We start from the raw sequence: 12,514 nt of genomic DNA on the forward strand, positions 1-12,514 counted from the left end.
GGCCACCTGGGGAGGTTATGGAAGAGAAACAACAGCGGACTGACGAGCGCCGGCACGGTCTTGCAGCGCTCTTCGACGAATACGAGCTCAAAGACCTATTTCGGAAATACGTGCATTTGCTCTTGGTCGTGGAAGGGCTCATTTTTTTGGTGTGCTGGGTGTACCAATTGGGCCTCGACGAGGCTGCGGTGACGGGGCATCCCGTAGATATTCCCTTTCCATGGAAGACGTATTTTGTGGTGGCCTTGAGCGCACCGGTTGCCGTGACGTTTTTGGTGGGCATTGTAGTGGCGGGATTCAATGCCTTTGTGTATGGCCATCAGGGGCGTCCCCTGGTGCGGGCGAAGAAAGAAGATGGCACCGAGGCCCGTTTGGCGGCGGCGATCAATTTTTGTATGCAGCTTCCGTTTCTTTTGATTTTGGGGATGCTGGGCATCCTTATTGGAGTACTCTATAATCTTGGGAGCATCCTGGAGTTTCTCGGTCGTTTTGGCGAGGCGGCATCCCGGATTATTCTCATCGGCCTGGGGGCTGTGCTTGCTGCAGGGACCATTTACGCCGTGGTGCGCCTGATTCTTCAGTACAAACTGCGCGCCAAGAATATGGAGTACGAATACAAGCGGCAGGTGATGGAACAGCTGGGTATTGCCATTGTGGACAATACCGTGGTGCATAAATCCGGCACGATTCTGCCGCCGGGGTCCATCGACGTGACGCCGCAGCTCCCGCAAGGGAGCTCGCAACCACCTGGAGATGCGCCCCGGCCCGGTGCCGGGGACGCAGCGCCGTAACACATACGCGGGGGGCAGATTTCTCTGTCCCCCGCATTGTTTTTAGATCAGAGCCGCGGCGTCGGTTTCCACTTGTTCGGCCATGGTCTGCCGGGCCTCGCGCAGGCGTTGGGCCAGGTCGGGATCGTTCGTGGCGAGGATTTGGGCCGCCAACCAGGCGGCATTGCGCGCCCCGGCGCTATCCAGAGCCACGGTCGCCACCGGAAAGCCCGGAGGCATTTGCACCGTGGCAAGCAGGGCGTCCATGCCGCCGAGCGGCGAGGCTGCCACCGGGATGCCGATGACCGGCTTGATGGTCCGGGCCGCAACGGCGCCGGCGAGATGGGCCGCCATGCCTGCGGCGCAGATAAATATTTGGACGCCTTGTGCTTCCAGTTCACGCACCAAACGTTCGGTGCGCTCCGGGGTGCGGTGGGCAGAGGTGATGGTAAAGACATGGGGGATGTCGAGGCTGGCCAAGAGTTCGGCACAGGGGCGCACGACGTTTTCGTCCGATTTGCTTCCCATGAAGATGGCGACGAGGGGCATGGATGGCTCCTTATGGCGTTATGGGGTGCGGTGAATCCCTTTGTGGGCGATATCCTTGCGGAAAAAACAGCCTTCAAAATGGATGCGGCCTGCTGCGGCGTAGGCCCGGGCCTGGGCTTCGGCCAAGGTATCGCCCAGGGAGGTCACCCCGAGCACTCGGCCGCCGGCGGTCACCAGTTGGTCACCCTGCAGGGTGGTGCCGGCGTGGAAGACCACCGTGTCCGGGACCTGGCTCGCCTCGGCGAGACCGCTGATGGGCAGCCCCTTGCGGTAGGGGCCCGGGTACCCTTGGGAGGCCAGCACCACGCAGCAGCTGGGACGGGGGGTGAAGCGCACTTCCCGAGGATCGAGCTCTCCCCGGCAGCAGGCGAGCATGATGGGCACCAGATCGCTTTCCAGGCGCGCCATGAGGGGCTGGCACTCCGGATCGCCAAAGCGCACGTTGTATTCCAGGACCATGGGCCCGGCGGCGGTCATCATGAGCCCGGCGTAGATGACGCCCACGAAGGGGCGGCCGAGGGATTTGAGGTGGCGCACCATGGGGGTGATCACCTGCTCGGCTACGGCAGCGGCGTCCGCATCCGGAAGGATGGGCGCAGGACTGTAGGCCCCCATGCCGCCGGTGTTGGGGCCGGTGTCTCCGTCCCCCACACGTTTGTGGTCTTGGGCTGAAGGCAGGACGGCGATGCGTTCGCCGTCACAGAGGGCCAGCAGCGAGACTTCCTCGCCCGTCAAGGTCTCTTCGATGATCACGCGCTCGCCTGCGGCGCCGAAGGCCTTTTCCCCCATCATCTGGCGCAGGGTAGTCTCGGCCTCGGCCAAGGTCGTGGCCACGACCACTCCCTTGCCCGCCGCCAGGCCGTCGGCCTTGATGACCATGGGCAAGGGGTGGCGACGCGCATACGCGAGGGCGGCGTCGAGGTCTTCGAAGGCCGCGAAGGCCGCGGTGGGGACGCCGGCCTCTCGCATCATGGTCTTGGCAAAGGTCTTGGAACCTTCCAATTGGGCGGCGAAGGCCGAGGGACCGAAGCAGGGGATGCCGGCTTGCGCGAGGGCATCGGCAAGTCCAAGGACCAGCGGGGCCTCGGGGCCTGCCACCACGAGGTCTACGGCGTGCTCCCGGGCAAAGCGGACCAATGCCGGGATGTCGGTGTCCGCGATGGATACATTGGTCCCCAAGGCTGCGGTGCCGCCGTTTCCCGGGGCGATCCACAGCTGGGAGGTCAGGGGGCTTTGGCGGATCTTCCAGGCCAGGGCGTGTTCTCGGCCTCCAGATCCTACGAGCAGGATATTCACTGCAGTCCTCCTTGATGCGTGATTGTGGAATGCGTGACGGTTGGTGCGGGATTCATCCGCGGCGTTTGAAGAGTTTTTCCAAGGCCTCCACCCCAAGACGGACCAGGGTGGGGCGGCCATGGGGGCAAAATTCCCGCTCCGGGGTGTTCCACCAGGCTTCCAGCAGGGCGTGGGCCTCGGTGGGGGAGAGCTCGTCTCCGGCCCGCACCGCCCCGTGGCAGGCCATACGCGCGTGTACGCTGTGCAGATCCCGCTCCTTGCCCTGCAGGGCGTCGGCGATGAAGTCTTTGGCCCGGGAAACGGTGAGGATGGCCGGAATACGGTGCACCACGAGGCGGGGAGGCGTGTGCTCCAGGGCAAATCCAAGGGTCGTGAGCGGCTCCCACAGGGCCTCCACGGTGTCCACCTCGGAGGGATGCACGGGAAAGGTGATCGGGGGCATGATCCCTTGGGAACTGGGCGGGGTGGTGGCGATGCTGTGGAAGAGCACGCGTTCGTGCGCCGCATGCTGGTCGAGGAGGAGCACTTCGTCGGCGCCCAGAAGCACCAAATAGGTGGCGGCTACTTGGCCGGCATAGCGCCAGGGAAGATGAATTGACGTGCGGGATGGCGGTGGGGGCGCTTGCGGGGCCGGGGGATCCCATAGGGCGGGGGCCTCGGCCGCGACAGCAAGGTGCTCCATGAGCCGGGTTTGGGCAAACTTGGGCGTCGGCGGATCCATGGGGGCCGACAGCGAGATGTCCGCAGGCGGCGTCAGCGCGGGGGGCTCTTCTCGCCGTAAGTTTTTCTGTAGGACGCGGGAGAGCGCCTGCATCACAGCTCGAAACACCATGCTTTCGTCCTGGAAGCGCACCTCGATTTTGGCAGGGTGCACGTTGACGTCCACCATCTCCGGGTCCAGGCGGATGTCCAAGACTACTTGAGGAAATTCGTTTCCGAGGATCATCCCTCGGTAGGCCTCGCGCACGGCGCGTACGAGCAATTTATCCTGTACAGGCCGGCCGTTGACCGCCAGCAGGATGCGGTCGCCGCGGCCTTGGGCCCGCGCAGGATCCCCTGCAAGCCCCACCACCTCGATAGAGCCCCGGCTCTCCACCGGCAGCATGGCGTCCACGATTTCTTCAGGCCAGAAATGTCGGAGACGCTCGGCCAAAGAAGCAGTGGCCGGCAGGGAAAAGACGGAGCGGCCCGCCTGGGAGAAACTCAAGGAGACATCCAGATGCAGGAGGCTTATGCGCTGAAAGACCTCCTGACACTTGCGGGACTCGGTGGTGGGCGTGCGCAGGAATTTGAGGCGGGCGGGGACGTTGGCAAAGAGATCGCGCACCGTCACCTCGGTCCCCTGGGCCATGGCAAGGGGGCGGGGAGCGCCGAGGCGGCCGAATTCCGCTTCCACCGCCACACCTTCGCCGCCGCCGGTGCTGCTTGCCAGGCGCAGGCGGGAGACACTGGCTACCGAGGCCAAGGCTTCTCCGCGAAAGCCCAAGGTTCGGATGGCGGTGAGATCTTCCAGGGAGTGGAGCTTGCTCGTGGCGTGGCGGGTCAGGGCAAGAGGGAGGTCTTCGGGGAGGATGCCGTGGCCGTTGTCGCGAACTTGGATGCAGCTTTGCCCGCCGCCTTCCACCATGACATCCACCCGTGTGGCGTCGGCGTCCAAGGCGTTGTCCAAGAGCTCTTTGAGCACGCTGGCCGGCCGTTCCACCACTTCCCCGGCAGCGATGTGGTTTTGCAGGGATTCAGGAAGTTTCTGGATGCGGGGGAGCGTCATCGTTCCCAGGCCCCTAATTGATCAAGATAGACGCGTAACTCCATGCGGGTATCGGTATCGGTGCGGGACCAGCTGGCCTCCAGGTCGAAACATTGGTGGGCATACCGGACGGTCACGGTTTTTTCCAGGTCGATGCCTTCCTCCCAGTCCGTGCGGTAGGTGAGGGCGGCGCTCACCCCTCGGCCAAAGTTCCAGCCTGCCCCCATTTGGGCGATGTTTTGGCGCTCTTGGTTTTGGCGCAGATATTCGTCCATGGGGGCGAGAAAATCGAGGCCGAAGAGTGCGTAGCCGTGATCCGGCCAGGAAGCCACGAGATTATGCTCGTGTTCCGTGACTTTGGCCGCATAGGGGGAGAACCAGGTGCGGTCTGTGAGGGTGAGCCAGGGTCCCAGGGATGCGGAGACCTCAAGGAGGAGATCCGACCAGGGGCGCCGCGGGTAGTCGGAGAGGTCGTGGTTGCGCCGCGCTTCGTTGATTTCGAACCCCTGCTCGATTTTGACCCGCAAGAATTCCGCAAAGTCCATGGTTGCGGACCCGGCAGCTCCTTGGGCCTTGCGGGTGAAGACATTGGTGATGCTGTAGCGCAGTTCATTGGTGGCATTGACCCGATCCCGGGCGTCGAAGAGGGGATAGCTTTCTTGGTCGCGGTCCGGGATGTAGGTGTAGGTGAGCTGGGGTTGGATGGCATGACGGACGGCAAGCCACTTGCCCGGCTCTGCTTGCGGCGGCGCGCTCAAGGGGAAGATGCGGAAGAGCTCCGTGGAAAGAGAGGAAGAAAAGTCCCAGAGTCCCCGGAAGCGTGTGTTGCTCTGTGTGTCCACCTGAGAGGACTCGTTTTCGAAGCGGTCGATATCGTAGAAGGTCCCGCGGACGCCGATTTTGGGGATAAAGGAGAACGCGGGTTCGTGGAGTGCAAGCCCCACCGTGGGATGGATATCCCAGCGGGTGCCGGTGGTGCCGTATTCCCGCCAGAAGGAGACGGCCTGGGCTTCGCCTTCCACGGTAATGGGTGTGTCCCCGATGTTGGTTTGGTACAGGTAGGCGTCCAGTTGGGGGAGCCGCTGGAGCGTGGGGTTGCGGTCTTTGGCAAAGTCCGGATTGTCGTTGTTACTGGTGTAGGCCAGGTTTTGGACGTATTCGATGAGACCGAAAAAACCGAAATGCGCCCAATTGTGGGAGAGGAGCAGGCGGTTGATCCGCTTTTTGTCATCCTGATCCGCGATATCACGGCCAAAGGCCGCAAGAAAGGTTTTGCGGCTCTTGCGGAAGCCTGAATACCCATGGCCGAAATCTCGTAAGTAGTCCTGGTCCGATACCCAATCGAGGTCCAGCTTCAGTCCAAAGTCGGGGTCCCCCAGATGCCCGTCATACTTGCCACGAAGCCAGTAGCGGTTACGGTTGACGCGCTCCCAGCCGGCATTGTCGGCGTAGGGGGACGCGCCTTCGATCTGGTTGTCGTAGAGATAGTCGAAGCGGAAGAGACCCTTGGAATAGATATCCGGGGTGACGCGGTATTCCGCCCCCAGCATGAGCCCTTTTTCCGTCATGAGGTTGGCGTACAGGGTGACGTCGCTTTCCTCGTCAATAACTTGGTAATATGGCTGGTTGTATACCAATCCGAGTCGTTCACTCAGGCTGGTTTCCGGCAAGAGGAAGCCGCTTTGGCGCTTGGTCTTCACCGGAATGACCGCATAGGGAGCGTAGAGGAGCGGTTGGTTGAGGACCTGGAAGCGGGGATTCCACAGTTGGGCATAGCCGTCGAGGCTGATAGCGCCTTGGGAGGTTTTGATGGACCACGCGGGGCGCTCGCCGTCGCACACGGTCACCGTGGCCTCACGAAACTCGTAGCTTGCTTCGCTGGTACGCTTGAGCAGCGCTCCGGAAAAATACATATGTGGATCCGCGAGGAACACCGTTCCGTTTTTGAGCCAGCCGCGGTTGGTGGCGAGGTCGAACTCGGCTTCTTCAGCCTGGAGATAGTCCCCACCCAGATGTGCTTGGATATGGCCGCGTAAATAGACCCAGCGGGATGCGTGATAGTACCGGGCGTAGTCCGCCTGGATGGAATCGTCGCCTCGTTCCACAAACACGTTGCCGAACGCTTCGACGTACTGGCTGTCATGGCTGGCCACGGTGCGGTCCGCGGTCAAACGCCAGGTGTCTGGCTGGGGCTCTGCCAGGGCAAGACACGGGAGGAGGCACACGAGCACGGGGAGGAGCCAACGGGACATGGGGCCTCGAGTGGTTTTAAGGTGAAAAGCGGAGACGCTCCTACCACGCTTCCCCCCAAAAGCCTAGCCCTGGATCGGGTGCTGTTGTGAGCGCGGGTGCCTTGTCGCTTTTTTCACGTGCAGCTTGACCTCCTGACACCCGTTCTTTACAACCCCCCGCAATTGCGGGCCGCTCGTGGTTCGTTCGCTATCGCGCATACCAAAGAAAAGGAGCATGCATGGACTTTGAGCGTACGCTTCGGGAGCGCCAAAGCGCCATCGCCGAAGAGTGGGCGGGCGCCATCCTGCGCGCCTACCCCGAGGAAGGGGCGAAATTTTTTGCTTCGGTGCACAACCGGTTTTCCAACCCAGCGGGGTATACCTTTCGGACCAATACCGAACAAATTGTGTCCAAGCTCCTTAGCGGCGCCACGGAAGCAGAATGTGCCAAAGAGCTGGATGGGATTTTGCGTATTCGCGCAGTCCAGGGACTATCCCCCTCGGTGGCTTTAAGTTTCATCCCGGCATTGAAAGAGATTCTTTATCGTGAACTGTGTTCGGTGACTGGTCCGGAGCAAGCCGATGCACTGCTGCATGAGTGGTATATCCGTATCGATCGCCTTCTGCTCATGGGTTTTGATATCTACATGAACTGCCGGGAAACCTTGTGGCAGCAGAAGGCCAATCAGTTGTATGACCGCACCCACAAGTTGCTCGAGAAGGCGAATCTTATTCAGAAAGAGGACGTTACGGGGTAGTCCCGTTGGTATATTTTTGTGTAACCCTATAGCGAGGTAGAAGGTACATGAAAGCTCTCTACTCCCTCTTCCTGGTCTTTGCCCTTGCGGCAATCGCCTTGGTGGGTGCCGGGGCTTTAGGTATGGAACGGACATTTGGTCTGTACATACCTTTCCTGGCCGCCGCTGTGTTTGTGGTGGGTTTCTGTTGGCGCGTTGTGCAGTGGGGAAAGTCGGCTGTGCCGTTCTGCATCCCCACGACCTGCGGACAACAAGAGTCCCTGCCCTGGATCAAACAGAGCACTATTGAAAATCCCTCCACCACCACCGGCGTGGTGCTGCGGATGCTTTTGGAAGTGCTTTTGTTCCGATCCTTGTTCCGTAACAATAAACCCCAGCTTTATAGCGATGCTCGGGTGCGGTACGCATCGAGCAAGTGGCTGTGGCTGGGCGCTTTGGCCTTCCACTATTCGTTTTTGATTATTTTTGTGCGCCACATGCGGTTCTTTACCGATCCAGTTCCGGCGTTCATCCGCGGCATCGAGTCCGTGGATTCCATGCTCCAGATCGCAGCACCCACGCTGTATCTCACTGACCTCATCTTTATTGTCGCCGTCACCTATTTGTTCTTGCGGCGGGTGGTGGTGCCGAGTGTGCGTTATATTTCTCAGGTGCAGGATTACTTCCCGCTCTTTTTGATACTGGGCATTGGTCTGACCGGCATTTTCATGCGCTATTTTGCCAAGGTGGACATCATGGCCGTGAAAGAGCTCACCATGGGCCTGGTGAGCTTCTCGTGGAAAGTCCCTCAAGGCATTGGCGTGATTTTTTATGTCCATGTGTTTTTGGTTTCGATTCTGCTGATATACTTCCCGCTCAGCAAACTCATGCACATGGGCGGGGTGTTTTTGAGCCCCACGCGGAACATGAATTGCGCCTCACGGAAATTCCGACACATCAATCCCTGGAAGTTTGAGAACGTCCACTACCATACGTATGAAGAGTATGAGGACGAGTTCCGGGAAAAGATGGTGGAGAAGGGACTTCCTGTTGAAAAGCCTCTGTGAGAGTAAGGAGCCAAACGCATGTCCACGTTGCCACGCCCTGAAGAGCTCTATGCCAACATCAACCACACGCCGCCCAAGACAGATTGGATGGACGTGCCGGTGGATATCAAGCCGGGTCGGTACTGCTATGCAGCTAATCCGGAGAGCTTGAATTATGTAGGATTTCCGCATGCCCGCAAATGGAATCCTCTCGACGAGGATTGGAAGCTTCCGGAAAATTGGAAAGAGATCATCTTCAATGGTATCCGTGAACGTCTGGATAAATATCGTTCCTTCAAGGTGTTCATGGATATTTGTGTGCGTTGCGGCGCTTGCGCCGACAAGTGCCATTTCTTCATCGGATCGGGCGATCCCAAAAACATGCCCGTGCTGCGCGCTGAGCTGATCCGCTCGGTGTATCGCGGGGAGTTTACGACCTTTGGAAAACTGCTGGGCAAGTTTGCCGGCGCCCGCCCCTTGACGGAGCAGGTGCTCAAGGAGTGGTGGTACTACCTCTTCCAGTGCAGTGAGTGCCGTCGGTGTTCGGTATTCTGTCCGTATGGTATCGACACCGCCGAGATTACCATCATGGGGCGGGAGCTCATCAATCTCCTGGGCCTCAATATCGACTGGATCGCCACGCCGGTGGCCAATTGTTACCGCACAGGCAACCACCTGGGCATCCAGCCCCACGCCTTCTTCGATATGATCGACTTTTTCTGTGATGATATCGAAGATATCACCGGCATTCGTCCGGAACCTCAGTTCAATAAGAAAGGGGCGGACATCCTCTTTGTGACGCCGTCGGGCGATGTGTTCGCCGATCCAGGCACGTATACTTGCATGGGATATCTCATCCTCTTTGAATATCTCAAGCGTGAGTACGGATTGGATGTCACCTGGTCCACATACGCTTCCGAGGGTGGAAACTTCGGTTTCTTTACCTCTCATGAGACCATGAAGCGTCTCAATTCGAAGATTTACATGGAAGCAGCACGTTTGGGGGTCAAGTGGATCATCGGCGGTGAGTGCGGCCATATGTGGCGCGTGCTCCATCAATACATGGATACCCTCAATGGTCCTGAATTCCAGTCTCCCAATATGATCGTGCCCACCAACCCCATCACCGGGACAGTGTTCCAGCATGCGGCAAGCACCAAGATGATCCACATTACTGAGTTTACCGCGGATCTTATCAAGCATGGAAAACTCAATTTGGACAAGAGCCGCAATGCGGGGATCCATCTGACGTGGCATGACTCCTGTAATACGTCTCGCGGCATGGGACTTTTTGAAGAACCTCGGTATATCGCTCGCCATGTGGTGGAGAAGTTTACGGACATGCCTCCGGGAACCATCCGGGAGGAGACCTTCTGCTGCGGCGGCGGTGCAGGCCTCAATGCCGGTGAGTGCGAAGAACTCCGCATGATGGGTGGTCTGCCGCGGGCCAGCGCGGTGAAGTACGTACACGAAAAGTATGGGGTGAACATGCTGGGCTGTGTGTGCGCCATCGACCGGGCCGTGCTCCCGGGTACCATGAAGTATTGGGTGCCAGAGGTGAGCGTCTGTGGCCTTCATGAGTTGGTGGGCAACGCCTTGGTCATCCCAGGGGAAAAGGAACGCGAAGTGAATTTGCGTGGTGAGGACCTGCCCGGGAAGGAGGATGAATAATGTACGACAAGGGAAAAATTCTCACTGGCCTTGCCGTGTTTGTGGTCGTGATGACCTATCCATTCTGGAACAACATCGGGCGGGCAGCGTATGTAAAGCCCGAGCTGGAAAAGCCACGCATTGCCAAGCAGTGCGTGGAGAACGTGGAGTTCATGCGTGCTGAGCACATGGCGATGCTCAACCAGTGGCGTGATGAAGTGGTGCGTGATGGCATGCATGAATACCATTCTGCATCTAGTCATGAGGCGTATGCCAAGTCTTTGACGAAGACTTGTTTGAAATGCCACGAGAATAAAGATAAGTTCTGTGACAAGTGCCATAATTCCGTTGGCGTGAGTCCGTATTGTTGGGACTGTCACGTTGACCCGAAGGGGGTGAAGCAATGAGCACCACGCGCCGCTGTTTTTTGAAGCTCGCTGGTATCGCCGCGCTGGGATGGGGTGTGCGCCCGGCGTCGCAGGTGCTGGCCTCGGGAGGGGCTGCGTCCAGCGAAGGGCTTCTTTTGGCTTCGCGTCATGCTGTGCACGCTGGTCCCGACGCCCTGAAAGCCAAACGTTGGGCCATGGTGATCGACACCCGGGCGTTGACTTCGGAAATCATCCAGGAAATGGTGCACGCCTGTCATTCCATTCACAACGTGCCGGACATTCCTTCTAAGCAGAACATCAAGTGGATTTGGGAAACGCACTTCGAGAATCTCTTTTTGGAAGACGTGCACGAGCACTTGCCAGAAGATCATCCCAAAATTGGAGTGGCCTTGTGTAACCACTGCGACAATCCACCGTGCGTGCGGGTGTGCCCCACCAAGGCAACGTTCCAGCGGGAAGACGGCATTGTGATGATGGACTTCCATCGCTGTATCGGTTGCCGTTACTGTATGGCGGGTTGTCCATACGGATCGCGCAGCTTCAACTTCATGGACCCTCGGCCGTATATCGCTTCCATCACTCCGGACTTTCCCACCCGCACTAAAGGCGTGGTGGAGAAGTGCGAGTTCTGCGCCGAACGTCTGGCTGAAGGTAAGTTGCCGGCCTGTGTGGAGGTCTCTCAAGGGGCGGTGGTCTTTGGTGACCTGGAAGATCCGGAGTCGCCGGTGCGCAAAGCGCTTGCGTCGCGGTTCTCCATCCGGCGCAGCCCCTCCCTGGGAACGCAACCGTGTGTTTACTATCTCGTGTAGGGGGAAGACATGCTGGAAAAAGCCCTTCAAGGATCGAAATTGTATTGGGGCTGGCTCGCCTTCTTGGCCTTGCTCGCGTTGGTGGGCGCGGCCTGCTACTGGCAGCAGCTCTCCCATGGCCTCACCATCACCGGCATGAGCCGGGACGTGACTTGGGGATTTTATATCGCTCAGTTCACCTTCCTGGTGGGCGTGGCTGCGTCGGCGGTCATGCTGGTCATTCCCAAATATCTTCATGACTACAAGAAGTTCACCAAGATTTTGATCCTTGGCGAATTCAACGCGGTGGCCATGGTGCTTTTGTGCCTGCTCTTCATTGTGGCGGATTTGGGTTCTCCCCAGCGCCTCATGAATGTGCTCTTGCATCCCACGCCCAACTCTATCCTGTTTTGGGACATGGTGGTGCTCAATGGCTATCTGCTCATCAACATTTTAGTGGGCTGGGTGACCCTGGAGGCGGAGCGCAAGCAGGTGGAGCCGCCGCATTGGATCAAGTTCTTCATCTATCTGTCCATTCCCTGGGCAGTGTCCATCCACACCGTGACGGCTTTTCTCTACGCGGGCCTTCCCGGTCGGGGGTATTGGCTCACAGCGGTGCTGGCGGCGCGCTTTTTGTCCTCGGCGTTTGCTGCGGGTCCGGCCTTTCTCATCCTGGTCACGTATATTGCCCGCATGTTTACCGGATTTGATCCTGGCAAAGACGTGCTTTCCACTTTAGGCAAGACCGTGGTGTACGCCATGATCGTGAACATCTTCCTCTTCCTCTGCGAGGTGTTCACCGTAAGCTATAGCCAGATCCCTTCGCACATGGCGCATCTGCAGTATCTCTTCTTTGGCTACCATGGCCATGGGGTGCTGGTACCGTGGATGTGGGCGTCCATGATCATGGGCGTGGCGGGCATTCTGATCCTCTTGGTTCCCAAGAACCGCAAGCAGGACAACATGCTCATCATCGGTTGCCTGCTGGTGTTTATTGGCGCCTGGATCGACAAAGGATTGGGGATGATCGGCGGCGGTTTCGTGCCCAACCCCTTGCATGAAGTGACGGAATACGTTCCCACGCAACTGGAGTTGGGGGTGTCTTTGGGAATTTACGCCGTGGGCTTCATGGTCCTGACCATCCTGTATAAGGTGGCCATCGGCGTGAAACAGGAAGTGGAGTAGGCGAATGTCTGCCGGCGCGACTTCACGCTCCGGCAGATCCTATATGCCCTGGCATGCTTGTGGTTTACAGGCGGCCTCAAGGTGTGTAAGGGATGGGGCGCCGCGCATATGGCGGTAGTTTTTTCA

11 protein-coding genes are annotated in these 12,514 nt (G+C 59.0%); 7 read left to right on the forward strand and 4 right to left on the reverse strand.

Features of this window, described 5'->3' with window-relative positions; all coding sequences use genetic code 11:
- The first annotated feature begins 17 nt into the window (after nt 1-17).
- Nucleotides 18-791, forward strand: coding sequence for a hypothetical protein (locus BR00_RS10485; RefSeq protein WP_496477548.1), 774 nt, complete (start codon nt 18-20; stop codon nt 789-791).
- A gap of 42 nt (nt 792-833) precedes the next feature.
- On the opposite strand, the gene purE is transcribed toward BR00_RS10485, so the two are convergent.
- Genes purE through BR00_RS10505 form a run of 4 tightly spaced genes read right to left on the reverse strand, consistent with a single transcriptional unit; the run spans nt 834 to nt 6,614 of the window.
- Nucleotides 834-1,319 (reverse strand): 5-(carboxyamino)imidazole ribonucleotide mutase, encoded by a 486-nt coding sequence (gene purE / locus BR00_RS10490; RefSeq protein ID WP_496477549.1) that lies wholly within the window; start codon nt 1,317-1,319, stop codon nt 834-836.
- Nucleotides 1,320-1,337: 18 nt separating this feature from the next.
- Nucleotides 1,338-2,615, reverse strand: a complete 1,278-nt coding sequence (gene purD / locus BR00_RS10495; RefSeq protein WP_496477550.1) for a phosphoribosylamine--glycine ligase — start codon at nt 2,613-2,615, stop codon at nt 1,338-1,340.
- Between the two features lie 52 nt (nt 2,616-2,667).
- On the reverse strand, nt 2,668-4,383 hold the full coding sequence (mutL, locus tag BR00_RS10500; RefSeq protein WP_496477551.1) for a DNA mismatch repair endonuclease MutL: 1,716 nt from the start codon (nt 4,381-4,383) through the stop codon (nt 2,668-2,670).
- Nucleotides 4,380-6,614 (reverse strand): LPS-assembly protein LptD, encoded by a 2,235-nt coding sequence (locus BR00_RS10505; RefSeq protein WP_496477552.1) that lies wholly within the window; start codon nt 6,612-6,614, stop codon nt 4,380-4,382. The genes mutL and BR00_RS10505 overlap by 4 nt, the downstream gene beginning before the upstream one ends.
- 218 nt (nt 6,615-6,832) lie before the next feature.
- Here BR00_RS10505 and BR00_RS10510 point away from each other — a divergent pair, with 218 nt between their 5' ends.
- Genes BR00_RS10510 through dsrP form a run of 6 tightly spaced genes read left to right on the forward strand, consistent with a single transcriptional unit; the run spans nt 6,833 to nt 12,388 of the window.
- Nucleotides 6,833-7,351: an RsbRD N-terminal domain-containing protein gene (locus tag BR00_RS10510; RefSeq protein WP_496477553.1), complete on the forward strand. Its 519-nt coding sequence runs from the start codon at nt 6,833-6,835 to the stop codon at nt 7,349-7,351.
- A gap of 47 nt (nt 7,352-7,398) precedes the next feature.
- Nucleotides 7,399-8,397: a sulfate reduction electron transfer complex DsrMKJOP subunit DsrM gene (dsrM, locus tag BR00_RS10515; RefSeq protein WP_496477554.1), complete on the forward strand. Its 999-nt coding sequence runs from the start codon at nt 7,399-7,401 to the stop codon at nt 8,395-8,397.
- Nucleotides 8,398-8,415: 18 nt separating this feature from the next.
- A complete protein-coding gene (dsrK, locus tag BR00_RS10520; RefSeq protein WP_281752539.1) occupies nt 8,416-10,047 on the forward strand; it encodes a sulfate reduction electron transfer complex DsrMKJOP subunit DsrK in 1,632 nt (543 codons plus the stop codon).
- Entirely contained in the window at nt 10,047-10,433 is a 387-nt protein-coding gene (gene dsrJ / locus BR00_RS10525; RefSeq protein WP_281752541.1) for a sulfate reduction electron transfer complex DsrMKJOP subunit DsrJ, read from the forward strand. The genes dsrK and dsrJ overlap by 1 nt, the downstream gene beginning before the upstream one ends.
- On the forward strand, nt 10,430-11,224 hold the full coding sequence (dsrO, locus tag BR00_RS10530; RefSeq protein WP_496477555.1) for a sulfate reduction electron transfer complex DsrMKJOP subunit DsrO: 795 nt from the start codon (nt 10,430-10,432) through the stop codon (nt 11,222-11,224). The genes dsrJ and dsrO overlap by 4 nt, the downstream gene beginning before the upstream one ends.
- Nucleotides 11,225-11,233: 9 nt before the next feature.
- Entirely contained in the window at nt 11,234-12,388 is a 1,155-nt protein-coding gene (dsrP, locus tag BR00_RS10535; RefSeq protein WP_496477556.1) for a sulfate reduction electron transfer complex DsrMKJOP subunit DsrP, read from the forward strand.
- Nucleotides 12,389-12,514: the final 126 nt, after the last annotated feature.

The sequence above is a fragment of the Thermodesulfomicrobium thermophilum DSM 16697 genome, assembly GCF_059568695.1.

Coding starts and splice junctions, on each gene's coding strand:
- BR00_RS10485 (WP_496477548.1), top strand. CDS start 18: ATGGAAGAGAAACAACAGCGGACTGACGAGCGCCGGCACGGTCTTGCA.
- purE (WP_496477549.1), bottom strand. CDS start 1,319: ATGCCCCTCGTCGCCATCTTCATGGGAAGCAAATCGGACGAAAACGTC.
- mutL (WP_496477551.1), bottom strand. CDS start 4,383: ATGACGCTCCCCCGCATCCAGAAACTTCCTGAATCCCTGCAAAACCAC.
- BR00_RS10505 (WP_496477552.1), bottom strand. CDS start 6,614: ATGTCCCGTTGGCTCCTCCCCGTGCTCGTGTGCCTCCTCCCGTGTCTT.
- BR00_RS10510 (WP_496477553.1), top strand. CDS start 6,833: ATGGACTTTGAGCGTACGCTTCGGGAGCGCCAAAGCGCCATCGCCGAA.
- dsrM (WP_496477554.1), top strand. CDS start 7,399: ATGAAAGCTCTCTACTCCCTCTTCCTGGTCTTTGCCCTTGCGGCAATC.
- dsrK (WP_281752539.1), top strand. CDS start 8,416: ATGTCCACGTTGCCACGCCCTGAAGAGCTCTATGCCAACATCAACCAC.
- dsrJ (WP_281752541.1), top strand. CDS start 10,047: ATGTACGACAAGGGAAAAATTCTCACTGGCCTTGCCGTGTTTGTGGTC.
- dsrO (WP_496477555.1), top strand. CDS start 10,430: ATGAGCACCACGCGCCGCTGTTTTTTGAAGCTCGCTGGTATCGCCGCG.
- dsrP (WP_496477556.1), top strand. CDS start 11,234: ATGCTGGAAAAAGCCCTTCAAGGATCGAAATTGTATTGGGGCTGGCTC.